The organism is Micromonospora sp. CMU55-4 (genome assembly GCF_011602315.1).
GTDB lineage: Bacteria > Actinomycetota > Actinomycetes > Mycobacteriales > Micromonosporaceae > Micromonospora > Micromonospora chalcea.
In genome coordinates, this window is sequence record NZ_JAAOLH010000001.1 from 1 (window position 1) to 25,226 (window position 25,226).

18 protein-coding genes and 1 pseudogene are annotated in these 25,226 nt (G+C 73.3%); 9 read left to right on the forward strand and 10 right to left on the reverse strand.

Features of this window, described 5'->3' with window-relative positions; translation table 11 throughout:
- A pseudogene (locus HA073_RS00005) lies at positions 1–210 on the reverse strand (1,4-beta-xylanase); the annotation flags it as partial.
- A gap of 209 nt (positions 211–419) precedes the next feature.
- The gene (locus HA073_RS00010; RefSeq protein ID WP_166455431.1) at positions 420–3,299 is read right to left on the reverse strand and encodes a glycoside hydrolase family 9 protein; all 2,880 of its coding nucleotides are present in this window, start codon (positions 3,297–3,299) and stop codon (positions 420–422) included.
- 428 nt (positions 3,300–3,727) lie between these two features.
- Between HA073_RS00010 and HA073_RS00015 the strand changes: the two genes are divergently transcribed.
- The gene (locus tag HA073_RS00015) at positions 3,728–5,293 is read left to right on the forward strand and encodes an aldehyde dehydrogenase family protein (RefSeq protein ID WP_043325594.1); all 1,566 of its coding nucleotides are present in this window, start codon (positions 3,728–3,730) and stop codon (positions 5,291–5,293) included.
- Between the two features lie 177 nt (positions 5,294–5,470).
- Here HA073_RS00015 and HA073_RS00020 read toward each other — a convergent pair whose 3' ends face one another.
- Together HA073_RS00020 and HA073_RS00025 are read right to left on the reverse strand one after the other, a co-directional pair.
- Positions 5,471–6,646 carry a GNAT family N-acetyltransferase gene (locus HA073_RS00020; protein WP_240925447.1) on the reverse strand — a complete coding sequence of 392 codons (1,176 nt, stop codon included), beginning with the start codon at positions 6,644–6,646 and terminating at the stop codon, positions 5,471–5,473.
- Positions 6,647–6,726: 80 nt separating this feature from the next.
- Positions 6,727–7,431 (reverse strand): amino acid-binding protein, encoded by a 705-nt coding sequence (locus HA073_RS00025; protein ID WP_043325595.1) that lies wholly within the window; start codon positions 7,429–7,431, stop codon positions 6,727–6,729.
- Between the two features lie 151 nt (positions 7,432–7,582).
- On the opposite strand from HA073_RS00025, the gene HA073_RS00030 reads away from it, so the two are divergent.
- Both HA073_RS00030 and HA073_RS00035 read left to right on the forward strand, forming a co-directional pair.
- Entirely contained in the window at positions 7,583–8,653 is a 1,071-nt protein-coding gene (locus HA073_RS00030; protein WP_166455432.1) for a phosphotransferase family protein, read from the forward strand.
- Positions 8,654–9,865 carry an acyl-CoA dehydrogenase family protein gene (locus HA073_RS00035; protein WP_166455433.1) on the forward strand — a complete coding sequence of 404 codons (1,212 nt, stop codon included), beginning with the start codon at positions 8,654–8,656 and terminating at the stop codon, positions 9,863–9,865. It abuts the gene before it with no gap.
- 20 nt (positions 9,866–9,885) lie between these two features.
- Here the strand turns inward: HA073_RS00035 and HA073_RS00040 are convergent, their stop codons facing one another.
- The 6 genes from HA073_RS00040 to HA073_RS00065 form a co-directional block, all read right to left on the reverse strand.
- On the reverse strand, positions 9,886–10,932 hold the full coding sequence (locus HA073_RS00040) for a LacI family DNA-binding transcriptional regulator (RefSeq protein WP_043325601.1): 1,047 nt from the start codon (positions 10,930–10,932) through the stop codon (positions 9,886–9,888).
- Between the two features lie 84 nt (positions 10,933–11,016).
- A complete protein-coding gene (locus HA073_RS00045) occupies positions 11,017–12,450 on the reverse strand; it encodes a GH1 family beta-glucosidase (RefSeq protein WP_064447182.1) in 1,434 nt (477 codons plus the stop codon).
- The gene (locus HA073_RS00050; RefSeq protein WP_205795793.1) at positions 12,447–13,247 is read right to left on the reverse strand and encodes a carbohydrate ABC transporter permease; all 801 of its coding nucleotides are present in this window, start codon (positions 13,245–13,247) and stop codon (positions 12,447–12,449) included. Before HA073_RS00050 ends, HA073_RS00045 begins: the two co-directional genes overlap by 4 nt.
- A gap of 105 nt (positions 13,248–13,352) precedes the next feature.
- On the reverse strand, positions 13,353–14,333 hold the full coding sequence (locus HA073_RS00055; RefSeq protein WP_043325606.1) for a carbohydrate ABC transporter permease: 981 nt from the start codon (positions 14,331–14,333) through the stop codon (positions 13,353–13,355).
- A gap of 119 nt (positions 14,334–14,452) precedes the next feature.
- Positions 14,453–15,772: an ABC transporter substrate-binding protein gene (locus HA073_RS00060; RefSeq protein WP_043325608.1), complete on the reverse strand. Its 1,320-nt coding sequence runs from the start codon at positions 15,770–15,772 to the stop codon at positions 14,453–14,455.
- 233 nt (positions 15,773–16,005) lie between these two features.
- Positions 16,006–16,551 carry a plasmid pRiA4b ORF-3 family protein gene (locus tag HA073_RS00065; protein WP_043325609.1) on the reverse strand — a complete coding sequence of 182 codons (546 nt, stop codon included), beginning with the start codon at positions 16,549–16,551 and terminating at the stop codon, positions 16,006–16,008.
- A 150-nt stretch (positions 16,552–16,701) separates the two neighbouring features.
- Here HA073_RS00065 and HA073_RS00070 point away from each other — a divergent pair, with 150 nt between their 5' ends.
- The 6 genes from HA073_RS00070 to HA073_RS00095 all read left to right on the forward strand — a co-directional run bounded on the left by HA073_RS00070 (position 16,702) and on the right by HA073_RS00095 (position 25,193).
- Positions 16,702–17,541, forward strand: a complete 840-nt coding sequence (locus HA073_RS00070) for a pyrimidine reductase family protein (RefSeq protein ID WP_166455435.1) — start codon at positions 16,702–16,704, stop codon at positions 17,539–17,541.
- A 444-nt stretch (positions 17,542–17,985) separates the two neighbouring features.
- Positions 17,986–19,734 carry an ATP-binding protein gene (locus tag HA073_RS00075; RefSeq protein ID WP_043325613.1) on the forward strand — a complete coding sequence of 583 codons (1,749 nt, stop codon included), beginning with the start codon at positions 17,986–17,988 and terminating at the stop codon, positions 19,732–19,734.
- Positions 19,735–19,745: 11 nt separating this feature from the next.
- The gene (locus HA073_RS00080) at positions 19,746–20,894 is read left to right on the forward strand and encodes an exonuclease SbcCD subunit D (RefSeq protein ID WP_166455436.1); all 1,149 of its coding nucleotides are present in this window, start codon (positions 19,746–19,748) and stop codon (positions 20,892–20,894) included.
- Positions 20,894–23,368, forward strand: a complete 2,475-nt coding sequence (locus HA073_RS00085; protein WP_166455437.1) for an AAA family ATPase — start codon at positions 20,894–20,896, stop codon at positions 23,366–23,368. Before HA073_RS00080 ends, HA073_RS00085 begins: the two co-directional genes overlap by 1 nt.
- Positions 23,365–24,336, forward strand: coding sequence for a hypothetical protein (locus HA073_RS00090; protein WP_064447178.1), 972 nt, complete (start codon positions 23,365–23,367; stop codon positions 24,334–24,336). Before HA073_RS00085 ends, HA073_RS00090 begins: the two co-directional genes overlap by 4 nt.
- Positions 24,336–25,193 carry a spermidine synthase gene (locus tag HA073_RS00095; protein ID WP_166455438.1) on the forward strand — a complete coding sequence of 286 codons (858 nt, stop codon included), beginning with the start codon at positions 24,336–24,338 and terminating at the stop codon, positions 25,191–25,193. Before HA073_RS00090 ends, HA073_RS00095 begins: the two co-directional genes overlap by 1 nt.
- Positions 25,194–25,226 lie beyond the last annotated feature (33 nt).

A 25,226-nucleotide genomic window follows, 5' to 3' on the forward strand; every position in this document is an offset into this window, starting at 1 on the left:
GAGCCGGCCCGCCGCGATGGCGGTGCCGAAGTAGCGGCCCGACTGCGCGGCGGCCGCGCCCAGCGTGCTCGCGGCGGCGTTCGCCGCCGGCATCATCACCGCGACGGCGGCCACCGTCACGGCGCTGACCGCGCCGGCGAGCAGCGCTCGGACGGCTGGTGATCGCCGTCGCCGACTCCCGCCGCGATGAGCGGATGGGCTCATTGCCATCTTGGCCTCCTTACTGGCCAACACCCAGGCCGTCGGGGCGGGACGACTGGACGTTTCGGTTGGGGCATCTAGCTTTGTCGATGCTTCCACCACGCATCGGTGGGGACAATGGTGTTTCGGAAAAGTTTCGGAACGTTTTTGGCCGCGCGGGGCCGGGTGCGGCGTGGCCGGTCACACGGGGTGCGGTACCGGCCACGCCGCGTTGACGGTCAGGCGACCGTGCAGGCGGTCCCGTTGAGCGTGAAGGTCGCCGGCCTCGGGTTCGAGCCGGTGTGGGTGCCGTTGAAACCGAAGCTCGTCGACGCCCCGGGCGCCAGCGTCCCGTTGTACGACAGGTTCGTCGCGCTCACCGCCGCGCCCGTCTGGGTCACGTTCGCCGACCAGGCCTGCCCGACCTTCTGCCCGGCGTTGCCGAACGTGAACGCCAGCGTCCAGCCGTTGATCGCCGTGGTGCCGGTGTTGGCGACGGTGATGTTCGCGGTGAACCCGGTGTCCCAGGAGTTCGCCGTCCAGGTCACCGCGCAGGTGCCGCCGGCCGGCGGCGCGGTGGTGGTCACCGTGACGCCGGGCGAGGCCGGTGAGACGTTCCCGGCCGCGTCCACCGCCACCACCGTGAAGGTGTACGTGGTGGAGGCGGTCAGCCCGGTCACCGCCAGCGTGGTGCCGGTGGCGGTGCCGACCAGGACGTTCCCGCCCCGGTAGACGCGGTACCCGGTGACGCCCACCGCGTCGGTGGACGGACCCCAGGTCAGCGTCAGTCCGGTCGGGCCGATCGCGGAGGCGGTGGGAGTGCCCGGCGCGGTCGGCGGGGTGGTGTCGGGCGCCGGGCCGGCCGGCGTGGTGACGCTGACCGCAGCCGACGACGCGGATCGGTTGCCGGCGCCGTCGAGCGCCCGCACGGTGAACTGGTACGTCCGCTCGGGTGCCAACCCGGTCACGGTGAGGGTGGTGCCGGTCGAGGCGGTGACGACCGGGTCGGCGCCGGCCGAGGTACGGGTCACCTCGTACCCGGCCAGCCCGCTGCCACCGGTGTCGGTGGACGCGGCCCAGGTCAGCGTGAGCCCGCTCGACGTGACGGCGGACGCGACAGGGGTGCCGGGCACTGTGGGCGCGGTGGTGTCCGGGGTGACCGGGCCGGGCTCCTCGCCCCAGACCCGTACGCCGCCGGAGTAGAGCGGCACCTTGCGGTTGGGCCCGGCGGTGGCCTGGTACGACGGGTCGTTGGTCGGGTCCCAGGTGCCGCCCTCCGGCACGCCGATCTTGAACTGCACCTCCATCCGGTGCTGGGACTGCCCGGCGGGCGCGATGGTGTAGCCGGTGCAGTCGACTTCGACGTACCAGATGTCGCCGGAGAACTGCTTCGCCGTCGACGGCGACGGGCAGCCCTGGGTGTAGCCGGGGGTGACGGTGACCGGTCCGGTGCCGTCGGGCCGGAAGAAGTACCGGAACTTACCGGTGGTCAGCGCCCGGGCCGGGAACGCCGACTTGTTGTAGATGATCGCCTTCAGTCCGGTGGCGCGCGGCTCGGCCTGCATGACTGTGGTCTCCACGGTCATCTCGTCCATGTCGGGCGTCTCGGCGGACGGGAACCCGGCGCGCGGGCTGCCGCCGTACTCGTTGGCGAGCCGGGCCAGCGCGGAGGTGAAGCCGGCGTTGTAGTCGGTGGCCACCTCGTTCATCACGTAGTCGGACCGGCTGTCGGTGTACGCGTCGTTTGCCGATGACGGGCCGCCGACCAGCGCGCCGTAGAGCACGTGCCGGGTCTCGGTGGGCACGGTCTGGCTGTCCCACCAGGAGCCGTGCGCGGTGCGGTGGTGCGGGTTGCGCGGCGAGTTCGTGCCGAAGCCGATCTGGTAGCTGGAGTTGCGCGGGTTGTCGCCGAGCGCGTAGTTGATCTGCCGGACGGCGAAGTCGTGGTAGCGCGCCTTGCGCGTGGTGTCGGTGGTCTTGTCGCTGTAGACCAGCGCGGCGAACGCGGTGTTCGAGGCGTACCGCAGCGCGCCCCAGGAGTCGAGCACCGCCATCCCGCCGGGCGAGTACGGCACCCGCTGCCCGTTGACGCCCACCGTCCAGTAGTCCAGCCACCGGTTGGCGTCGTCGGCGTACTTCTGCTTGCCGGTCAGGTTGGCCAGCAGCACGTACGCGCCGAACTGCTTGTTGTCCCAGGCGATGGTCCACTTGTAGGAGCGGGTGGTGGACTGCGGCTCGGTGCCGAGCTTGTCGTACTCGCTCTCGGCCTTGGCCAGGTAGGTGGCGTCGCCGGTGGCCCGGTACAGCCAGATCGCGCCCCAGACCAGCTCGTCCTGGTAGCCGCTCCACGACTTGTAGAAGCTCGTCGCGTCGGTGATGCACTCGTGGTAGCTCTTCCGCACCGTGTCGGCGAACGTGTAGAGCTGCTTGGCGTGGCCGAGCAGCTTGTCCGCGTAGGTCGCGTCGGTGGGGCGGAACACCATGGACGAGGCGGCCATAGCGGCCGCCGTCTCCCCCGCCAGGTCCGCGCCGCCGCAGCTCGCGTCGATCTTGTACGCGGGCCGCGCCATCGGCATCACCTCGGCCGGGCCCCACCACTTGTGGTCGTCGTCGCCCTTGCCGACCTGTCCGTAGAGGACGTTCGGCGCGGGGTGCGCCTTGACGAAGTAGTCGTTGACGAAGCGCAGGTTGTTCAGCAGGTGGGTGAGCTGCCCGGAGGCGACGTAGCCGTCGCGGTACTCGACCGCGCCCCAGGCCAGCATGGTGGCGCTGAACGCCATCGGGAAGCCGAACTTCACGTGGTCACCGGCGTCGTACCAGCCGCCGGTGAGGTCGACGCCTACGTCGGCGCCGTCGGTGAGCGCCGAGTCGCCGCGCCAGGAGACGCGGTTCCACGAGGGCTTGGGGCCGGACTGCTGCGCCTCGTAGAAGAACAGCGACTTCTGCAACGCCTCGGCGTAGTTGAACGTGGCCGCGGCCTGCGCGGCGGGCACCTCGACGGCCGACGCGGGCGGCGCGGCGGCGACGGCCGTGGCCAGGCCGACGGCCAGCGCGGCGCCGGCGGCGAGCAACCGGCGCAGCCGCGACCGGCCTCCGGGCGGCGGTATCGGACGGGGCATGGCGAGCTCCTGTGGCTGGCGCCGCGCGGCAGCCGGAGCGGGGACGGCGCTCGGGGCTCCGGCTGCCGCGAGGCAGTGGTGGTGGGGTGACCGCAGGAGCCTCGGGAGCGCTCCCATGGATAAGCGACAATGTAATGCGCGGGCAACATGTTGGGAAGGCCACCGTCGGCGGGGCCCGCTCGCCGTACCGACGGGTAACAAACGGGAGCTGGATCACACCATCGATGCAGTTCGATATCGAGCCGACTCGTTCCCAGCTCAGCGGCATCGCGGTGACGACGAACGCGCCGCGGACGACCCCGTCCGGGCCGCCGCCGTCCTGGCATACGAGCGTACGGTTGCCCGCCCGCTCGGCACCGCGCGACAGTACGCCTCACCTGCGGTGCCATCGACGCCGCCGCTCCCCGGACAACCCTGAGGAGATCGCGATGGCTCTACGACTCGCCGAGGGCACCTCCTGGTCCGACACGCTCGCCCGGGCGGTGGCCGCCACCCCCGAGGCCTTCGACACCACCTCCGACGGCGTGCCCACGCTCCACAATCTCGTCCAGGGGCAGTGGCGCGCGCTCGGCACACCGGCGCCGGTCCGTACCCCTGTCGACAACACCGTCCTCATCCACCTGGCCCGGCTCGACGCCGAGGCCGCGCGCGGCGCGGTCGCCCACGCCGCGGCGGCGCACCGGGAGTGGGCGCAGACCCCGCTGGCCGAGCGCGTCGCCCGCGTCACCGACGCGCTGGACGCGCTCACCGGGCACCGCGACCTGCTCGCCCTGCTGCTGGTCTGGGAGATCGGCAAGCCGTGGCGGCTGGCCTGCGCCGACGTGGACCGGGCGCTGGACGGCGTGCGCTGGTACGTGGACGAGATCGAGCGGATGCTCGCCGACGGCCGGGAGCCGCTGCCCGGCCCGGTCAGCAACATCGCCTCCTGGAACTACCCGATGAGCGTGCTGGTGCACGCCGAGCTGGTGCAGTTGCTGGCCGGCAACGCGGTGATCGCCAAGACGCCGTCCCAGGGCGGCGCGGTCTGCCTCACCGTCGCCCACGCGCTGATGCGCCGCGCCGGACTGCCCGCCACCCTGCTGTCCGGCAGCGGCGAGGAACTGTCCGAGGTGCTCGTCCGCGCGCCGGAGATCGGCGCGGTGGCCTTCGTCGGCGGGCGCTCCAACGGCGGCAAGGTCGCCGCCGCGCTGCTCGACTGCGACAAGCGGCACTTCATCGAGCAGGAGGGCCTCAACGCCTGGGGCATCTGGAACTTCTCCCAGTGGGACTCGCTCGCCGCGCACCTGCGCAAGGGCTTCGAGTACGGCAAGCAGCGCTGCACCGCGTACCCCCGGTTCGTGGTCCAGCGCGACCTCGTCGACGAGTTCCTCGACATGTACCTGCCCGTGGTCCGCTCGATCCGCTTCGGCCACCCGCTCGCGGTCGACGAGACGTGGCGGGCCGGCGACCCGCTGCCGGAGCTGGACTTCGGTCCGCTGATCAGCGCCGCCAAGGCCGAGGAGCTGCGCCGCAAGGTCGAGGAGGCGGTACGCGGCGGCGCCGTACCGCTGCACCGGGGCAAGCTCGACGGCGCACCGTTCCTCGACGGGCAGGACACGTCCGCGTACGTCGCGCCCGCCGTGCTGCTGGCCCCGCCCGGCCGGTCCCGGCTGATGCACGCCGAGCCGTTCGGCCCGGTGGACACCATCGTGGTGGTGGACACCACCGACGAGCTGCTGGCCGCGATGAACGCCTCCAACGGCGCGCTCGTGGCGTCGCTGGCCTGCGACGACGAGGAGCTGGCCGGCAAGCTGGCGGTGGACCTGCAGGCGTTCAAGGTGGGCATCAACAAGCCCCGTTCCCGGGGCGACCGGGACGAGCCCTTCGGCGGCCGGGGCGCCTCCTGGAAGGGCGCGTTCGTCGGCGGCGACCTGCTGGTGCAGGCGGTGACGGTGGGCGGAGACGGCCGGCTCTACGGCAACTTCCCCGACTACAGCAGCTACCCCGCCACCTGATCCCCGCGAACACGGACGGGGCCCCCGCATCGGGGGCCCCGCCGTGTCACCGTCCCCCGCATCGGAGGTCGGTCCGGGTGGCGCGCGAACGCGCCGGTTGCGGCCCTCCGGCCGGACCCCTCGGGCGTGCCGCGCCGTTGCGGCTCACCTCCGGGGTCCGGCCGGACGGCCGTCAGCTCATCCCGGCCGCTGCGCCGGCACGACCGCGCCGGCACGCGCGCCGCTACCGGCCACCGCCGGTGCGCCGGTCACCGCTGGTGCGCCGGTCACCGCTGGTGCGCCGGTCACCGCGTCGCCGCCGGAGGCCGGCTCGCCCGTCGGCGGCGCGGGAACCAGCGGAAGCGTCGCGGTCAGCACCGCGCCGTCGCGTTCCAACGCCACCGGCCGGTCCAGGCGGCGCAGCGTCCGCAGCATCGGGGTGTTCTCGGCCTGCACGTGCAGCAGCACCGCGGCGTAACCGGCCCGGTCGGCGTGGCCGAGCAGGCGGCGCAGCAGCGCCGAGCCCAGGCCCCGGCGCTGCCAGTCGTCGCGCACCAGCAGCGCCGCCTCGGCCTCGTCGCCCTCCCCGAGCAGGTTCGCCATCGCCACGACCGGCTCCGCCGCCCCGCCGGAGCCCGCCGTCGCGAGCAGGGTCACGCCCCGGACCGGCTCCAGCAGCCGGCGCAGCCGCGCCGGCGCCGGGTCGGCCGCCCCGCTCAGGTAACGCCGCTGCCGGCTGCGCGGCGAGCAGGCCGCGTGCAGCTCGCGTACGCCGGGCACGTCCTCGGCCGTCGCCGCGCGCACCGACACCTCCCCGCCGTCGGGCAGCACCAGCGTGACCCGTTCGGTGTCCCGGCGGGCCAGCATGGCCGCCAGCTCGACCACTGCCTGCGCCCGGGCGTACTCGGCCGGGGTGAAGCTCGGCTCCCGGCGGCACAGCTCGTACGCCCCGCCCGACGGGTCCGCGAGCGCCATGGTCGTGCCGCCCACCCCGCCCGGTGCGGTGGCCGGAGTCGGACGCCAGGTCACGGTGTCGGCGCCGAGCAGCGTGCGCAGCGCCGCGCCGGTCGCCTCCGGGTCACGGGCCAGCCGTCCGGCGAGCCCGAGCACCCGGGTCGGCTCGTCGGCCAGCCCGCGCGCCTCGCTGCGCGCGACCCAGCAGTCCCGGCCCCGGCCACGCTCCACGGCGGCCCGCAGCTCCGCCTCGGTGACCTGCTCGGGCGCGTCGACCAGGAAGTCGTCGACCGCGCCGGCCTCGGTGGTGTGCACCTGCACGCTGAGGATGTTGACCCCGCGCAACGCGAGGCTCGCCGTGAGCACCGACAGGTAACCCGGCCGGTCGTCCACGGTGGCTCGGATCCGCCACAGCGCCATGGTTGTCTCCCTTCCTCGGCACCGACCATGCCGTGCCCCTGTTGCGGGCCCGTTGCCCCGGGGTGACGCGGCCCGTCCGGTCAGGTGACGGTGATCACGGGTGGCGTGCCGACCAGGTCCAACCGGTCGCCAAGGATCACCGCGCCGGCGCGGACGATCTGGGCGAGCCGGTCCACCTCGGTGGAGTGGAACCCGGCCGCGGCCAGTGGCTCGCTGTGGTCGCGGGCGACCACCAGCACCAGGCCGGCCCGGCCGAACGGCGCGACCGCGTAGTGGTGCCCCTCCGGGCTGGTCATGGCCCGCGCCCGCAGCGGGGTCACCTCCGGCAGCCGGGGCGGCGCCGGGGCCCGCCAGCTCGCGTGCCCGATCGCGGCGACGCCCGCCTCGCCGCTGCGCGAGGCCCAGTCCAGGGGTACGACGGCGGCCACCGCCCAGTCGGCGGCGAGCAGCCCGGGTGCCGCGTCGACGAGCGTGGCCACCCCGTCGGCCGGGTTGGCGGCCACCTGGGCGAGCAGTTCCGCGTCCTGCCCGGTGGTGGTGGGCGCGCCGATCGCCCGCCACACGCCGTCCACCCGCACGCCGGGGATCGCGGCCAGCCCGGCGAGCATCCGCTCCACCCGCGCCGCGCCCGGCCACACCACAGTGAAGTCGTCCACCGCCCGGCCGCCGAGCCGTTCCAGGACCACCACCTGCACGATGTCGGCGCCGGAGACGCCGAGTGTCCGGGCCACCTGGCCGAGCGTGCCCGGACGGTCCGGCAGGGTCACCCGAACTCTCAGCAGCATGTCTGATCCCCTCCGCTCGGCGGGCCGGCCGAGCGGCCGGCAGGCTGGGGCCCAGCCTGCCGGTTGACCATTTCGCCCCTGTTGCAGCGGCATGTCCCGCCGGGAAAACCCCGACCTTGACAACAAAGCTGAGCTGCCATCAACTAATCGGATGACCGATCCGGCCGCCGCTGCCCGGCTCTCGGCCGGCTCGGCACCCCGCGGGCTCGACCTCGACCGGCTCGCCACCTACCTGGCCGCGCACCGGCCGGACCTGACCGGCCCCCTGTCGGCGCGGCTGATCGCCGGCGGCAAGTCCAACCTCACCTACCTGCTGCGCGCCGGTGACCGCGAGGTGGTGCTGCGCCGGCCACCGCTGGGGCACGTGCTGGCCACCGCGCACGACATGGCCCGGGAGCACCGGGTGATCTCGGCGCTCGCGCCGACCGGCGTACCGGTGCCGGAGGCGCTGGCGCTCTGCGCCGACGAGAGCGTCATCGGCGCGCCGTTCTACCTGATGGCGAAGGTCGACGGCGAGGTCTACCGGCGGCGCGAGCAGACCGACACGCTCACCGCCGCCCAGCGGCGCGACCTCGCCATGGCGATGATGGACACGCTCGCCACGCTGCACCGGGTCGAGCCGGCCGAGGTCGGGCTGGCCGACTTCGGCCGTCCGGAGGGCTACCTGGCCCGGCAGGTACGCCGCTGGGCCGGCCAGCTCGACCGGTCCCGCAGCCGGCCGCTGCCCGGCATCGACGAGCTGCGCGACGCGCTGGCCGCCAGCGTGCCCGAGGGCGCGAACGCGGGCCGGATCGTGCACGGCGACTACCGGCTGGACAACCTGCTCGCCACCGTCGACCCGCCGGCGGTGCGGGCGGTGCTCGACTGGGAGATGGCCACGCTCGGCGACCCGCTGGCCGACCTCGGGCTGCTGCTGACGTACTGGGACGTGCTCGGCGACAGCGACCACGGCGAGGGCAACCCGGTGGCCGACGGCATCGGGCCGCGCGCCGGGTTCCCCACCGGGGCCGAGCTGATCGAGCGGTACGCCGGGCGCAGCGACGTCGACGTCGGCCCGCTGCACTGGCACGTGGCGCTCGGCTGTTTCAAGCTCGCGGTGATCTGCGAGGGCATCCACTACCGGCACACGCTCGGCCAGACCCTGGGCGAGGGCTTCGACCGGATCGGCGACATGGTGGCGCCGCTCGTGGCACACGGGCTGCACGCGGTGAGGGAGAGCTAGATGGAGTTCGCGTACGACGACCGGACGGCCGAGCTGCGGCAGCGGCTGGAGGCGTTCCTCACCGAGTGCGTGTACCCGGCCGAGCCGGTGCACCACGAGCAGGTGCTCGCGGCCGGCGACCCGTGGGCCCGCCCGCCGGTGATGGCGGAACTGAAGGCGCAGGCGCGCGAGCGCGGGCTGTGGAACCTGTTCCTGCCCGACGCCCGCTACGGCGCCGGCCTGACCAACCTGCAGTACGCGCCCCTGGCCGAGCTGACCGGCCGCAGCCCGCACCTGGCCCCGGAGGCGCTCAACTGCGCCGCGCCGGACACCGGCAACATGGAGCTGCTCGCCGAGTTCGGCTCCGAGGAGCAGCGCAAGCAGTGGCTCATGCCGCTGCTCGCCGGGGAGATCCGGTCCGCGTTCTGCATGACCGAGCCGGAGGTGGCCTCCTCCGACGCGACGAACATCGGCACCCGGATCATCCGCGACGGCGACCACTACGTGATCAACGGCCGCAAGTGGTGGTCGTCCGGGGCGATGGACCCGCGCTGCGAGATCTTCATCGTGATGGGCAAGACCGACCCGGACGCCGACCGGCACCGCCAGCAGAGCATGATCCTGGTGCCCCGGGACACCCCCGGCGTGACGGTACGCCGCGGGATGCGGGTCTTCGGCTACAGCGACGCCCCGCACGGCGGGCACGCCGAGATCGACTTCTCCGACGTACGGGTGCCGGTCGAGAACCTGGTCGGCGAGGAGGGCACCGGGTTCGCCATCGCCCAGGCCCGGCTCGGCCCCGGCCGGATCCACCACTGCATGCGCCTGATCGGCATGGCCGAGCGGGCCCTGGAGCTGCTCTGCCGGCGCGTGCTCGACCGGGTCGCGTTCGGCCGCCCGCTCGCCGAACAGGGCGTGGTACGCGAGTGGATCGCCGAGTCGCGGGTCCGGATCGAGCAGGCCCGCCTGCTGGTGCTCAAGACCGCGTGGCTGATGGACACCGTCGGCAACAAGGGCGCGCACACCGAGATCCAGGCCATCAAGATCGCCACGCCGCTGATGGCCGAGTGGGTGATCGACAAGGCGATCCAGGCGCACGGCGGAGCCGGGGTCAGCCAGGACACCCCACTGGCCGAGCTGTGGGCGGCGGCCCGCACGCTGCGCCTGGCCGACGGCCCCGACGAGGTGCACCGCGCCTCGCTGGCCCGCCGGGAGCTGCGCCGCTATTCCTGACCGGCTCCCGCCGGGCGTGGTCAGGCGGAGGCGCGGTGGATCAGCTCGGTGTCCAGCAGCACGTGCGGCGAGGGAACCTCCTCGCCGCGGATGCGGGAGACCAGCAGCCGGGCCATCTGCCGGCCCATCTCCTCGACCGGCTGGAACACGGTGGTCAGCGGCGGCTCGGCCTGACGCGCGATCGGGGCGTCGTCGAAGCCGATCACCGCGACGTCCTCGGGCACCCGGCGGCCCGCCTCGCGCAGCGCGCGCAACGCGCCGAACGCCATCAGGTCGGAGGCGACGAACACGGCGTCCAGTTCCGGGCAGACGTCCAGCAGCCGGCGCATCGCGGCGGTGCCGCTGCCCTCGCTGAAGTCCCCGTACGCGATCAGGCCCGGGTCGATCCGGCCGCCGGACGCCCGGACGGCCTCCTGGTAGCCGGAGAGCCGGGCCAGGCCGGCGCCCATGTCCTGCGGGCCGGCGATGGTGGCGACCCGCCGGCGGCCCTGGCGGAACAGGTGCTCCACCGCCTGCCGCGCGCCGCCGACGTTGTCCATGTCGACGAACCACGCCGGCTGGGCGTTCGGGTGCAGCATCCGCGCCGGGCGGCCGCCGAGTACAGTCGGCAGGCCGCGCTCCTCCAGCAGCGTGGGCAGCGGGTCGGCGTCGTGCAGCGAGAGCAGGAGCACGCCGTCGACGTGCTGGTTGGTCAGGTGGTGCTCGACCCGTTCCCGCTCGATCGGCGACTGCACCATGGCCAGCCAGAGCTGCATCGGCGTCTCGACCAGCCCGGAGCTGACGCCCCGCACGATGGCCGCGAAGAACGGCTCGGTGAAGACCCGCTCCCCCGACTCGGAGACGACCAGGGCCACCGAGTCGGTCCGCTGGGTGACCAGCGCACGGGCGGCGCGGTTCGGCACGTACCCCAGCTCGGCGATGGCCTGCTGGACGGCGGCCCGGGCCTCCGGGCTGACCTGCGGCGAGCCGTTGACCACGCGGGAGACAGTGCCGCGCCCGACGCCGGCGCGGGCCGCGACCGCGTCGAGGGTCGGACGCCCGAGCGAGCGGGTGCGCTGCGTTGTCATCGTCTGTTGCTCCTCCGACGGTCGGGCGGGCCCGGCACCGATTGAGGCGTCGGCGCCGGGCCGCCCGTTACTGGCTGGCCCAGCTTATTGTGCGGGCAGTCCGTTGCGTCGGATCACGTCGGCGTACCACCTGGCGCTGGACTTCGCGATCCGGGCCTGGCTGTCGTAGTCGACATAGACCATGCCGAACCGCTTCGTGTAGCCCCAGGCCCACTCGAAGTTGTCCATCAGCGACCAGGCGAAGTAGCCCTTGAGCGGCACGCCGGCCTCGATCGCGGCGTGCGCCGCCCGCAGGTGCGCGGCGAAGTAGGCCAGCCGGTCCGGGTCGTCCACCCGGCCGTCGACCAGCTCGTCGACGAACGCCGAGCCGTTCTCGGTGACGTAGAGCGGCAGGTCGGTGTACTCCCGGTGGACCCGCTCCAGCGTCTCCACCAGGCCCGGGGCGTCGATCTCCCAGTCCATGTCCGTCACCGGGACACCCCGGGTGACGAACCGGACGTCCTCGCTGCCCGGCCAGCAGGACGGCGCCCGCCAGTAGGGCTCCGGCTCCGCGCCCTCGACCGGCGCGGCGACCACGTGCCGGCTGTAGTAGTTGATCCCGACCATGTCCAGCGGCGTGGCGATGGTCGCCAGGTCACCGTCGCGCACGTGCCCCATGTCGGTGATCTGGCGCACGTCGGCGACCAGGTCCGCCGGGTACGCCCCGCGCAGCACCGGGTCGAGGAAGAACCGGTTCGCCAGCGCGTCGATCCGGCGGGCCGCGTCGGCGTCCGCCGCCGAGTCGGTCGCCGGGGTGACCGGGTACAGGTTGACGGTGATCCCGAGCTGCGCGTCCGGGCGGGCCGCGCGGACCGCCTGCACGGCCAGGCCGTGACCGAGCATCAGGTGGTGCCCGGCCCGCAGCGCGTCCGCGCCGTCGCGGCGGCCCGGCGCGTGCACGCCGGAGCCGTAGCCGAGGAACGCCGAGCACCACGGCTCGTTCAGCGTGGTGAAGTACTTCACGCGGTCGCCGAGCGCGTCGGCGACCAGATGCGCGTACTCGGCGAACCGGCCGGCGGTGTCCCGTGCCGGCCAGCCGCCCGCGTCCTCCAGCGGCTGCGGCAGGTCCCAGTGGTAGAGCGTCAGCCAGGGCTCGATGCCGTGGCCGAGCAGCTCGTCGATCAGGCGGCGGTAGAAGTCCATGCCCTCCTGGTTGACGCCGCCCGTGCCGCCCGGCTGCACCCGCGGCCAGCTCACCGAGAAGCGGTACGACCGCAGCCCCAGGTCGGCCATCAACCGCACGTCGTCCGGCATCCGGTGGTAGTGGTCGCACGCCACGTCGCCGGTGTGCCCGGCCACCGTCCGCCCCTCGGTGTGGCTGAAGGTGTCCCAGATCGACGGCGCACGGCCACCCTCCGCCGCCGCGCCCTCGATCTGGTACGCGGCGGTGGCCGCGCCCCAGAGGAAGTCCGGCGGGAAGGTCAGGGCCGGACCGGCGTCGAGGAGACCGACGGCGGGCGGGCTTGCTGGATTGCTCACGACTTGACGGCGCCTTCCATGATGCCGCCGATGATCTGGCGGCCGAACAGAACGAACACGACGAACAGGGGCAGGGTCGCGATCAACGTACCGGCGAAGATCTGCGAGTTGTCGGCGAAGTAGGCGGTGTTGAGGCTGCGCAGCGAGATCTGGACGGTCGGGTTGGACGGGTCCGCCAGCACCACGAACGGCCAGAAGAACTGGTTCCACTGCTCCATGAAGGTCAGCAGACCCAGCACCGCGGCGGCCGGACGCAGCGCGGGCGCCACCACGTGCCAGTACACCCGCCAGGTGGAACAGCCGTCCACCCGGGCCGCCTCGATCAACTCGTTCGGTACCGCCTGCTCGGCGTACTGGCGCATCATGAAGATGCCGAAGCCGCCGATCAGGAACGGAACGGTCACCGACGGCATGGTGTTCAGCCAGTCGAGCTTGGCCATCAGGATGTACAGCGGCAGCACGCCGAGCTGGATCGGCACCATCATCGAGGTGAGGATGATCAGCAGCAGCGCGTTCTTGCCCCGGAAGCGCAGCTTGGCGAACGCGAAGCCGGCCAGCGAGCCGAAGAACACCGTCGCGACGGTGATCGTCCCGGCGACCAGGAACGAGTTCATCAGGCCCTTGAGGATGTTGGCGTCGCTGTTGGCGAGCACCCGCTCGATGTTCTCGCCGAGCCTGCCGCCGGGCAGGAACGGCGGCGGCCAGGAGTTGGCCGCGTCGTTCGTCCGGCTGGCGATCACGATCATCCAGTAGAACGGGAACAGGGAGAGCAGCACGCCGAAGATCAGGCCGATCATGGTGAGCGGGCTGGCCTTCCAGAGCCGCTCGGCCCGGTGGGTGGTCTTCACCGGCGCGCTGTGCCGGGTGGGCGGGCGGACCGCGGTGGTCGTCATCTCGTCACCTCACTTGTCGGAGCTGATGCGGCGGGCGAGCAGGTAGTTGATCGCCGACATCAACGCGATGAGCACGAAGAGCACGAGCGCGACCGCTCCGGCGTACCCCCACCGGAAGCGCTGGTTCATCACGTCGAGCAGGTACATCGTGATGGTCTGGAACTGCCCCTCCGAACCACCGGAGAGACCGCCCGAGCCGCTGGTGAACAGCAGGGGCTCGGTGAACAGCTGAAGGCCGCCGATGGTGGAGATGATCAGCGTGAAGATGATCGTGGGGCGCAGCTGCGGGACCGTGATCGACCAGAACTGCCGCCGCCGGGAGGCGCCGTCCAACGCCGCGGCCTCGTACATGTCCTTGCTGATCGACTGCATGGCGGCGAGGTAGATCAGCGCGTTGTAGCCGACCCACCGCCAGTCGACCATGGTGGAGATGGCGAACCATGAGGCGAAGCGGTTCGCCCGCCAGTCGATCGGGTCCAGGCCGATGCTGTCGAGCAGCCAGTTGACCAGGCCGAAGTCCTTGGCGTAGAGCATCGAGAAGATCAGCGCGACCACGGCGGTCGAGGTGATGATCGGCATCGCGATGGCCATCCGGAAGAACGTCTGCGCGCGCAGCTTCCGGTTCAGCGCGTTGGCGAGCATCAGCGCCAGCAGCAACTGGGGCACTGTGGAGAGCGCGAACATGCCGAACGTGTTGACCACCGCGTTCCAGAACTGCGGGTCCTCGGTGATCAGTTCGACGAAGTTGTCCATCCCGACGAAGGAGATCGTCGGGTTCAGCGGCGACCGGTCGGTCAGCGCGATCCAGACCGTGTACGCGATCGGGTACACGCCGAACACGGCGAAGATCACGAAGAACGGCAGGACGTACAGGTAGGGCGAGTACTTCAGGTCCAGCCGGGTCATCGAGGCGGCGCGGCGGCGTGTGTGACGTGCGGAGCGCGGCGCGCCGGGCTCGGGCGGCGCCGCGGCGTGCAGGTCGAGGCTCATGGGGAGTCCTTCTCCTCGGCCGGCGTCACCCGCCACACGGGCGACGCCGGACTCTGCGGGCACCGCGGGTGGCGCCGGCAGCATGGGCTGCCGACGCCACCCGCGGGCGGCTCAACCGGTCACTTACCGGCGGCCGCACCGTTCTTCAGGGCCGCCTGCCACTGCTCGCCGGCCGACTTGCCCTGCTCCACGGCGCGCAGCGTGTTCTCCACGGCGGTGCGGACCGCGTTGTTCTTCGGGCCGAGGTAGACCGGCTTCAGCTCGGTCGCGCCGGCGGCGAAGATCTTGCCGACCGGGGCCTTGCTGAAGTAGTCGTTGGTCGAGTCGGCGACGGCCGGGTCGGTGAGCGCCTGCGGGTTCGACGGCAGGTTGCCGACCGCCTTGTACGCGCCGATCTGACCCTTGGCGCTGGTCAGGAACTTGGCCAGCTCCGCGGCCTCCTTCTGGTGCTTGCTCGACTTCGGCACGCCCAGGAAGGAACCGCCCCAGTTGCCACCGGCGCCCGGCGCCTTGGCGATGTCCCACTTGCCGGCCGCCGCGTCACCGGCCTGGCCCTTGATGACACCGGTCATCCAGGCGGGGCAGGCGATGGTGGCGAAGGTGCCGTTCTTGAAGCCGGCGTTCCACTCGTTGGAGAACGACTGGAGGTTGTTGGACAGCCCGGCGGCGATCATCTTGGTGGTGAGGTCGTACGCCGTCTTCACGTCCGGGTTCTGGTCGATGACCATCTTGTTGCTCTTGTCGTAGTACGTGTAGCCGCTGCCCTGGCCCGCGACCTGCATCAGCACCACGTTGTAGAAGTTGGTCGCCGAGTCGACGAACTTGTGCTTCTTGTCGGCGGCGGCGAACTTCTGGCCGGTGGCGATGAACTCGTCCCAGGTCGGCCAGAGCGCGCCGACCTGCTCGCGGTCGGTGGGCAGCCCGGCGGCCTTGAACAGGTCGCTGCGGTAGCACAGCGCCATCGAGCCGACGTCGGTGCCGAGGCCCAGCACCTTGCCGTCGGGGGTGGTGCCCTGCTCCCACTTCCACGGCAGGAAGTTGCCCTTGAGGTCGTTCGCGCCGTGGTCGGCGAGGTTCACGAACTTGTCGGCCTGGGCGTAGAACTGGACGATGGTGCCCTCTTCCAGGGCCACCACGTCACCGGCGCCCGAGCCCGCGGTGATCTGCTGGGTCAGACGGGTGTTGTAGTCACCGAGGCCGAGACCCTTGCCCCGCTCCTGGATCTTGACGTTCGTGTGCTCCGCTTCGTACTGCTTGTACAGCTCTTCGTAGCCGAAGCCCTGGTCGCCGAAGACGTCGACGACCAGCGTGATCGGGCCGTCGCCGCTGCCGCTGTCGCCGCTGTCCGAGTCGTCGCCGCAGGCGGCGGTGGTGCCGAGCACGACGACGGACGCGAGCGCGATGGCCGCGAACCGCCGACGACGGATTGGGACGCTCATCCGAGACCCCTCTTTCGGTGGTGAGGCGATATCTGCTGTGTGGTGGGGGGTGCGTTTCGCGCGGGCCGGAGCGGGGCAGGAGGGAGATCCGCACCACTCTCGGGAGCGCTCCCATGAGGTTGCCGGGAGGTGACAGGGGTGTCAATAGACCGTTGGGAGCGTTCCCATTTCGTTACCGCGCCGCTGGCGACCCCTCCTCGGAGCCCGCGATCAGCGGCGCGCGGGCGGCGCGATCAGCAGCAGCGGCGCAGCAGGACGGTGGCGCGGCCGGCGTCGAACGCGGCCGGATCGAACGCCGGGCCGGCCCACTCGCGCATCGTCACGTGTTCCGGGTGCGCCGGGTCGGCGAGCGCCGCGAGCAGGACCGCGTACCCGGCCGGGCCGCCCACGTCCTCCGGCGGGCAGGCCCGCTCCCCGTCCAGGCAGACCGGGTAACGCTCGTCCGGGTCGGCGGCGCAGCAGTCCTCCACCACCAGGTCGTGCTCCCACCAGTCCCCGAAGTCGTAGGTGTAGCGGAACCGGTCGCCCTTGCCCACTACCGTGTCCAGCCGGACGTCCAGCTCGTCGCGCAGCGCCAGCTCGCCGTCCGGGTCGGGTTCGCCGTACTGCCGGCCGTCCACGTCGAACGAGTGCAGGTGGCAGTCGCGCCAGCCCATCGCGTGCTGGATCACCCGGTGCAGCCGGTCCAGCGTGTAGCCGCCGGGCACCAGCACCCGCCGCCACACCCGCGGCCGGACCCCGGCCAGCGACACCATGAGCTGGAAGATCTGACGCGACACGACGTCCCATCCTTCCTCGGCATAGGCTGCCTGCATGATCTGCCGAGCCTGCCGGGAACGGCGGCACGACGACTGTCCTGGCCGGAAGTGGTGCGACTGCCAGCACCGTACCCCCGAACCCACCCCTCCGGTCACCGGTCCGGCCGGCGAATGAGCGTCGGAACCCCGATCGAACGGATCTGGCCCGCACCCGTCACCGGCGCGCTGACCGATCCGGAACTCACCGCGCTCTACGGCCGGGCGGCCCGCCCGCACCTGCGGGTCAACTTCGTCGCCAGCGCCGACGGGGCGGTCACTCTGGACGGCTACTCCGCCGGGCTCTCCGGCGAGCCGGACAAGCGGGTCTTCGGGCTGCTGCGGATGCTCTGCGACGCTCTCGTGGTGGCCGCCGGCACGCTGCGGCACGAGGGCTACCGGGCGGTCCGGCTGAGCCCGGAACGCCGGGCCTGGCGCCGCGAACGCGGGCTGGCCGAGTTCCCGACGCTCGTGGTCGTCTCCGGCTCACTCGACCTCGACCCGGCCCAGGCTGCATTCGCCGACGCCCCGGTCCGGCCGATCGTGCTCACCCACGCCGACGCCGTACCGCCGCCCGGCCTCACCGACGTCGCCGACCTGGTCCGCTGCGGCCCCGCCCCGGTCACCAGCACCGACCGGGTCGACGGCAGCGGCCGGGTCGACGGCAGCGGCCGGGTCGACTTGGCCGTGGGCCTGGCGGAGCTGCGCCGCCGAGGGCTGGACCAGTTGCTCTGCGAGGGCGGCCCGCACCTGTTCGGCGCGCTCACCGCCGCCGACCTGGTCGACGAGCTGTGCCTGACCGTGGCGCCGCTGCTCGTCGGCGCCGGCCCGGGCCGGATCACCGCCGGGGACGCCAGCCCGCCCCGGCACCTGCCGCTGCGCCACGTGCTGGCCGCCGCCGACGGAGTGCTCATGTTGCGGTACGCCCGCGACCCCGCTGACCCCACACCCGCCGGATCCGCCCCCGCCGCCTGACCAGCTCCCGGCTCCCGGCTCCCGGCTCCCGGCTCCCGGCTCCCGGCTCCCGGCTCCCGAGATCTTGGTACCAACCGGCCCCTATGAGGGCGCTCTCGTACCAAGATCTCCGAGCGTCCCGGAGAGCGGGACGTGGGTCTCGACATTGGGGGCGGCTCTCGCGCGCCAAGCAACCCGGGGTTCGCGGGGCGAGTGGAACGTCATGGGTGTCAAAAGCTCGCGGAGACACCCATGGCGTTCCACCGAGCCGGCCGGGCCGGGGGCCGGAGACAGCGCCGGAGCGGGCAGAAACGTACGCACCGTGGCCGGGCGGATCCGGGTGGCTACCGTTCGGCGCACGCTCGGCGTGGCGTCCGCCGCGTCGCGTGGCAACCTGTCGCATCCCTCGGGCAGGATGCACGACGTGCACCGCCAACGGTACGACCAGCCGACCGGAGACCGCCGATGACCGACGACCAGCTCGACGGGCCCGGCGAGGGTGTCGGCCGGGTGCTCGGCACCGCCGACGCCACCCCGCTCACCTTCTGGACGGCTGTCGCGCCGGGCAGCTACCTGCAGCTGGACGACGTGGTGGTGACCCGCCGCGACCTGCCCGACCGGGAGCCGGTGACGATCGCCGGGGTGGTTACCCAGGTGCGTGCCCGGCACGAGGGGGCGCAGTTCGACTCCGACGTCTTCGCCATCGCCGACGGCACGCTGCCGGCGCAGGTGCAGGAGGCGGCCGAGGTGACGACCACGCGGGTCGACCCGGAGTTCTACGTGCCGCCGACGCCGGGCGCCGTGGTGCACCGGGCCGAGGGTGACGCGCGGGCGCGGGCGCTGCACTTCGACCGGATGGAGCGGCGGATCCCGATGGGGATGGGCCGCGACGGGGTGCCGGTCTACCTCAACGCCGACTTCCTCGACGGCACCCGGGGCGCGCACGTGTCGATCTCCGGCATCTCCGGCGTCGCGACCAAGACGAGTTTCGCCACGTTCCTGCTCTACTCGGTGTTCCGCTCCGGCGTGCTGGGCGGCGACGCGGTCAACGCGAAGGCGCTGATCTTCAACGTGAAGGGCGAGGACCTGCTCTTCCTCGACCACCCGAACAGCCGGCTCGACGATCCGACCCGGGCGGCGTACGCGAAGCTGGGCCTTGATGCCGGCGCGTTCCCGGACGTGCGGGTGTACGCCCCGCCGCGGGTCGGCGACTCCTCCGGCACGCCGGATGTGAGCAGCCGGCTCACCGGGGTGGACAGCTTCTACTGGACGCTGTCCGAGTTCTGCGCCGACCGGCTCCTGCCGTACGTGTTCGCCGACGCGGACGACGAGCGCCAGCAGTACACGATGGTGGTCCACTCGGTGGCCGCGCACCTGGCCCGTTACGCCCAGCCGGCCGACGGCGGGGTGAGCATCGACGGGGTGCGGCTCGGCTCGTACGCGGATCTGGTCGACCACGTGGTCGAGCAGCTCAACGACGACGAGACGCGCGGCGAGTGGGCCGGTAGCGCGGTCGGGCTGGGCACCGTGAACGCGTTCGCCCGGCGGCTGATCGGCAGCAAGAAGGACCTGGGCCGGTTGATCCGTGGTGACCTGGCGACCCGCCGCCCGCACTCGATCAACACGGCGGAGAGCGCGCAGGTGACAGTGGTCGACCTGCACAACCTGCCCGATCGCGCGCAGCGGTTCGTGGTCGGTGTGACGCTCAAGAGCGAGTTCGAGCGCAAGGAGAAGGCGGGCACCGCCAAGCCGCTGCTGTTCGTCGTGCTGGACGAGCTGAACAAGTACGCGCCGCGGGAGGGCTCGTCGCCGATCAAGGAGGTGCTGCTCGACATCGCCGAGCGGGGCCGCTCGCTGGGCGTGATCCTGGTCGGCGCGCAGCAGACCGCCAGCGAGGTGGAACGGCGGATCGTCACCAACTCGGCGATCCGGGTGGTCGGCCGGCTCGACCCGGCCGAGGCGTCCCGCCCGGAGTACGGCTTCCTGCCGCCTGCCCAACGGCAGCGGGCGCTGCTGGCCAAGCCGGGCACGATGTTCGTCAACCAGCCGGACATCCCGGTGCCGCTCTGCCTGGAGTTCCCGTTCCCGGCGTGGGCCACCCGGGTCTCGGAGGCGGGCCGCGCGCCCTCGGAGACGCTACGGTCGATCACGCAGGCCGCCGATCCGTTCGCGGTGGTCGGCTCCGGCTCCTCCGACGACGACATCCCGTTCTAGGCGGCACCCAGATGAAGATCCTGCACACCTCCGACTGGCACGTCGGCAAGGTCCTCAAGGGGCAGTCCCGGGCCGAGGAGCACAAGCAGGTCCTCGCCCAGGTCATCGAGATCGCCCAGCGTGAGCGGCCGGACCTGGTCATCGTCGCCGGTGACCTGTACGACACCGCCGCGCCCACCCCGGAGGCGACGCGGCTGGTGACCCGGGCGCTCACCGCGCTGCGGCGTACCGGCGCGGACGTGGTGGCGATCGGCGGCAACCACGACAACGGCGCGGCGCTGGACGCGCTGCGCCCGTGGGCCGAGGCGGCCGGGATCACGCTGCGCGGCAGCGTCCGGGAGAACCCGGACGAGCACGTCGTCGACGGGGTCACCGCCGGTGGGGAACGCTGGCGGCTGGCCGCGCTGCCGTTCCTGTCCCAGCGGTACGCGGTGCGCGCGGTGGAGATGTACACGCTCACCCCGGCCGAGGCGAACCAGACGTACGCCGACCACCTGGGCCGGGTGCTGGACCGGCTCGCCGAGGGGTTCGCCGAGCCGGACCGGGTGCACCTGGTGACCGCGCACCTGACCGTGGTCGGGGCGAGCACCGGCGGCGGCGAGCGGGACGCGCACACGGTGCTCGGATACGCGGTCCCGGCTACCGTCTTCCCCGGCAACGCGCACTACGTGGCGCTGGGTCACCTGCACCGCTCGCAGCGGGTCATCGGCCCGTGCCCGATCCGCTACAGCGGCAGCCCCCTCGCCGTCGACTTCGGCGAGCAGGAGAACGTCAGCTCGGTGACGATCGTGGAGGTCACCGCCACCACGGCCGCCCGCATCCGGGAGGTGCCGGTGCCGGGCGCGGTGCCGCTGCGCACGGTACGCGGCACGCTCGCGCAGCTCGCCGAGATCGAGGCGCCGGAGGGCTGGCTGCGCGTCTACGTCCGGGAGCAGCCCCGGGCCGGGCTGCGCGAGGAGGTGCAGGAGCTGCTGCCCCGGGCGCTGGAGATCCGGATCGACCCGGAGCTGGTGCCCGCGCCGGGCAGCGGGACCCGGACCGCCCAGCGGGCCGGGCGGTCGCCGGGCGAGTTGTTCGGCGACTACCTGGACAGCCGCGGGCACGCCGACGAGGGTGTCCGGGAACTCTTCGACGAGCTGCTCGAGGAGGTGGAGCACTGATGCGGCCGATGCGGCTGGACATGGCCGGGTTCACGGTGTTCCGCGACGAGACCACTGTCGACTTCACCGACGCGGACTTCTTCGCGCTGGTCGGGCCGACCGGTTCGGGCAAGTCGACGGTGCTCGACGCGATCTGTTTCGCGCTCTACGGCACGGTGCCGCGCTGGGGCGGCGCCCGGGGGCTGGCGAACGCGCTGGCGCCGTCGGCCACCGAGGCGCGGGTCCGGCTGGTGTTCGAGTCCGCCGGGGACCGCTACGTGGCGACCCGGGTGGTGCGCCGGGACGGCCGGGGCACCGTGAAGACGGCCAACGCCGGGCTGCAGCTCATGCCGCCGGGCTTCGACGTCACCAAGCTCGACACCGGGCTCAGCCCGGAGGATCTGGGCGAGGTGGTGGCGGGCACCCCGGCCGAGATGGAACAGGCGGTGCTGGACGCGGTCGGGCTGCCGTACGAGCAGTTCACCTCCTGCGTGGTGCTGCCGCAGGGGCAGTTCGCCGACTTCCTGCACGCCAAGCCGGCCACCCGGCAGCAGATCCTGGTGAACCTGCTCGGGCTGGGCGTCTACGAGAACGTGCAGAAGAAGGCGGTCGAGCGGGCCGGGCAGGCCGAGGCGAAGCTGGAGACCGTCGACAAGCTGCTCGGCGGGCTCACCGACGTCGACGACGAGAGTCTGGCCGCCGCCCGGGAGCGGGTGGACGCGATGCGGGAGCTGGCCGCAGCGGTCGCTGCCGCCGTACCCGAATGGGAGCGGGCCCGGGCGACGGCGGGTGAGCGGGCCGCGGCGCTGGCCGCGCTCGACGCGGAGCTGGGTGTGCTGGCCGGGGTGCGGCCGCCGGACGGCACCGCCGAGCTGGCGCGGGCGGTGGCGGCGGCCCGGGTGGCCGCCGACGAGGCGGCGGGCGCGGTCGGGCTGGCCGAGGAGCGCGAGGAGAAGCTGCGCGGGGAGCTGACCGCCGCCGGTGACGAGAGCGCGTTGCGGTTGCACCTGAAGGCGTACGCGGACCGGGACCGGCTGACCGCGGAGGCGGCGACTGCGCGCGCGGCGGTGGACGCGGCGCGCGGCGAGCACGACGCGGCGGTGGCGGCGCTGGCGGCGGCGCGGGCGGACGCGCAGCGGGCCGAGACGGAGCTGGAGTCGGCGTTCCGCGCGCACGAGGACGCGAAGGCCGCCGACCAGGCGGCGGCGCTGCGGGCGCACCTGGTCGACGGCGCGCCCTGCCCGGTGTGCGAGCAGACGGTCACCACCGTGCCGGCGGTGCCGAAGGGTTCGGCGGTGAGCCGGGCGATCGAGGCGGGCAAGGCGGCGCGGGCGGCGAGCGAGGCGGCGAAGCGGGTGGTGCAGGAACGCGACGCCGCGGCCCGCGAGCTGGACCGGGTGCTGCTGCGCGCCCGGACCCAGCACGACCAGCTCGGCGCGCGCCTGGCCGAGCTGGACGAGCAGCTCACTGACGCGCCCACGCCGGAACGGCTGCGGGAGTCGCTGGCCGAGCACGCGCGGCTGCGCGCCGCGCTGGAGGAGGCGGCGGGCGCGGTGCGGGCCGGGCGGGAGGCGGCCCGGCGGGCGCGGGGCGCGCTGGACGCCGCGCAGGATCGGCTGCGCCGGGCCTGGCGTGACTTCGACGCGGTACGCGACGGGCTGGCCCGGTTCGGGCCGCCGGCCGCCGACCGGGACGACGTGGCGGCGGCGTGGACGGCGCTGGCCGACTGGGCGGGCGAGCAGGCGCGGGCGCGGCGCGCGGACCGCGACGGGATGGCCGAGTCGGTGGAGGCGGCGCAGCGGGCCGCGGCCGAGGTCGCCGACGGGATCGCCGCGTTGTTCACCGCGGCCGGGCTGGACGCCCCGCAGGACGCGTCGCGCGACGTGGCGGTGGCGGTGGAGCGGGCCGAGGCGGAGTTGCGCCGCCTGGACGAGCGCCGCGAGCAGGCCGCCGGGCTGCGGGAGCAGCGGGCCGGGCACGAGCACGAGGCGCGGGTGGCGCGGGCGCTCGCCTCGCACCTGCGGGCGAACAACTTCGAACGCTGGCTGCTCACCGAGGCACTGGACCTGCTGGTCGACGGCGCGTCGCGGATCCTGCGGGAGCTGTCCGGCGGGCAGTACGACCTGGTGCACGACAAGGGCGAGTTCTTCGTGGTCGACCACCACGACGCGGGGCTGCGGCGCGGGGTGCGCACGCTGTCCGGCGGGGAGACGTTCCAGGCGTCGCTGGCGCTGGCGCTGGCGCTGTCCGAGCAGCTCGCCGGCATGTCCACCACCGCGGCCAGCCTGGAGTCGATCGTCCTGGACGAGGGTTTCGGCACGCTCGACGCGGCGACGCTGGACACGGTCGCGGCGACGCTGGAGAACCTGGCCGCCCGGGGCGACCGGATGGTCGGCGTGGTCACCCACGTGCCGGCGCTGGCCGAGCGGATCCCGGTCCGGTTCGAGGTGCGCAAGGACGCGCGGACGGCCCGCGTGGAACGGACCGGCCTGTGACGTCACAGTCGCCGGCGTTCTTCGTCGACGCCTGGGATCCGGCGTACGGCGCGTCGTTCGAGGCTGCGGGCGGGTCCGGTCCGGCCGCGCCGAGCAGCGCCCAGGTGGACGCCGACGTCGAGCTGCCGGCCACCGACTGGCGGGCGATCGGCCCCCGCGCGGGCGTGCGGTCGCCGGACGTGGTGCTGCTCGTCGACGGGGTACGCCGGATCGACGCCAGTGTCTGGACGGCCGAGGAGGACGGCGGCTCGTTCCCCGGCATCGCCGCCTCGTACGCGGCCGGTGTGGTGCGCTGCGACCTGGACCGGGGCGCCGCCGAGATGGCCGGCGCCCGGGTGGGCCGGGGGCTGTTCACGGCGAGCCCGTCGGCGCAGGACGTGGTCGCCGGGACTGTGCGTTACCCGGTGCACCGGGTCAGCGGCACCGGTGAGCTGAGCAAGTTGCCCGCGGCGGTGCAGGCGCCGCTGACCGCGCTGGAGGTGGCCGTCTCCGACGCGGTACGCACCGACGGCGACCTGCTGGTGGTGGACGGCCCGCTGCGCAGCCGGCGCAACCTGCCGCGCACGCTCGGGTACATCAAGACGCAGCACAGCCAATACCTGGACGGGCGGCTGACCGCCGTGGTGACCGGGCTGGCGCCGGGTGAGCGCTGCCCGGTGTTCCGGCTGGGCACGGCGTGGGGCGGCTGGTCCTGGTATCTGCGCCTGCCGGTGCGCGCCGGGGCGCCGTGGGCCGGGATCGTGCGGGTGGAGTGCTCGGCCGACCTGACCGTGCCGGAGGCGATCGCGCTGGCCGACCTGTCGCTGGTGACGTTGCCCCGGTTCGCCTCCACCCCGTACAAGGATCCGCGTGCCCCGCAGAACCTGGTGCCGATCGCCGGGCTGGAACGCCGGTTGCGCGGGATGCTCGGCGACGCGCGGCTGCTGCACCGGGTGCTCACCGCGGCGGCGCGCGGAATGCGGCGCTGATGGGCCGGCGACGCGACGCCGACCGGGTGGTGGCCGACGTCGACACCGGGCGGGCCGAACTGGTGCCGGACCGGGACCGTCCGGGCTCGTGGACGTTGCTGCTGGACGGCGCACCGCAGTCGCATGTGGACCTCGCCGACCCGGCTCACCTGGAGTTCGAGTACGTCCGGCGGCTGGCCGCCGCGCTGGACCTGGTGGCGCCGGCCGGGGCGCCGCTGCGGGTGCTGCACCTGGGCGGCGGCGCGCTCACCCTGCCCCGGTACGTGCAGGCCACCCGCCCGGGTTCGACGCAGCGGGTGTCCGAGGTGGACGGCGCGCTGGTGGAGCTGGTCCGCCGCGAGCTGCCGTGGCCTGCCGATCCGCGCCTGCGGGTACGGGTGGCCGACGCGCGGGCGACGCTGACGTCGAGCCGGGACGGCGCGTACGACGTGATCGTGGCGGACGTGTTCGCCGGAGCCCGTACCCCCGCGCACCTCACCTCGGTGGAGTACGCCGCCGAGGTGGCCCGGGTGCTGGCGCCCGGCGGCAGCTATCTGGCGAACGTGGCCGACGGCCCGCCGCTGCGGCACGCGAAGGCGCAGGTCGCCACAGTGCGTACCGTGCTGCCCCGGGCCTGCCTGGTCGGCGACGCGGCGGTGCTGCGCGGCCGCCGGTACGGCAACCTGGTGCTGGTGGCGTCCCGGGTGGAGCCGCCGGTGCCGGAGCTGGCCCGGCGGGCGGCCGGCGACTGGTTCCCCGGCCGGGTGCTGGCCGGCGCGGAGCTGGACCGCTTCACCGGCGGCGCGGCGGTGGTCCACGACGCGGACGCCGTCGACTCCACTCCCCCGCCGCCCGGAATTTTTTCCGTCAAACGTTGATCCGATCGGCTGGTGGCTGCGTATCACCGGGCG

Coding starts and splice junctions, on each gene's coding strand:
- HA073_RS00015 (WP_043325594.1), top strand. CDS start 3,728: ATGGCTCTACGACTCGCCGAGGGCACCTCCTGGTCCGACACGCTCGCC.
- HA073_RS00085 (WP_166455437.1), top strand. CDS start 20,894: ATGCGGCCGATGCGGCTGGACATGGCCGGGTTCACGGTGTTCCGCGAC.
- HA073_RS00030 (WP_166455432.1), top strand. CDS start 7,583: ATGACCGATCCGGCCGCCGCTGCCCGGCTCTCGGCCGGCTCGGCACCC.
- HA073_RS00095 (WP_166455438.1), top strand. CDS start 24,336: ATGGGCCGGCGACGCGACGCCGACCGGGTGGTGGCCGACGTCGACACC.
- HA073_RS00025 (WP_043325595.1), bottom strand. CDS start 7,431: ATGCTGCTGAGAGTTCGGGTGACCCTGCCGGACCGTCCGGGCACGCTC.
- HA073_RS00035 (WP_166455433.1), top strand. CDS start 8,654: ATGGAGTTCGCGTACGACGACCGGACGGCCGAGCTGCGGCAGCGGCTG.
- HA073_RS00060 (WP_043325608.1), bottom strand. CDS start 15,772: ATGAGCGTCCCAATCCGTCGTCGGCGGTTCGCGGCCATCGCGCTCGCG.
- HA073_RS00020 (WP_240925447.1), bottom strand. CDS start 6,646: ATGGCGCTGTGGCGGATCCGAGCCACCGTGGACGACCGGCCGGGTTAC.
- HA073_RS00070 (WP_166455435.1), top strand. CDS start 16,702: ATGAGCGTCGGAACCCCGATCGAACGGATCTGGCCCGCACCCGTCACC.
- HA073_RS00075 (WP_043325613.1), top strand. CDS start 17,986: ATGACCGACGACCAGCTCGACGGGCCCGGCGAGGGTGTCGGCCGGGTG.
- HA073_RS00040 (WP_043325601.1), bottom strand. CDS start 10,932: ATGACAACGCAGCGCACCCGCTCGCTCGGGCGTCCGACCCTCGACGCG.
- HA073_RS00080 (WP_166455436.1), top strand. CDS start 19,746: ATGAAGATCCTGCACACCTCCGACTGGCACGTCGGCAAGGTCCTCAAG.
- HA073_RS00055 (WP_043325606.1), bottom strand. CDS start 14,333: ATGAGCCTCGACCTGCACGCCGCGGCGCCGCCCGAGCCCGGCGCGCCG.
- HA073_RS00050 (WP_205795793.1), bottom strand. CDS start 13,247: ATGATCGGCCTGATCTTCGGCGTGCTGCTCTCCCTGTTCCCGTTCTAC.
- HA073_RS00010 (WP_166455431.1), bottom strand. CDS start 3,299: ATGCCCCGTCCGATACCGCCGCCCGGAGGCCGGTCGCGGCTGCGCCGG.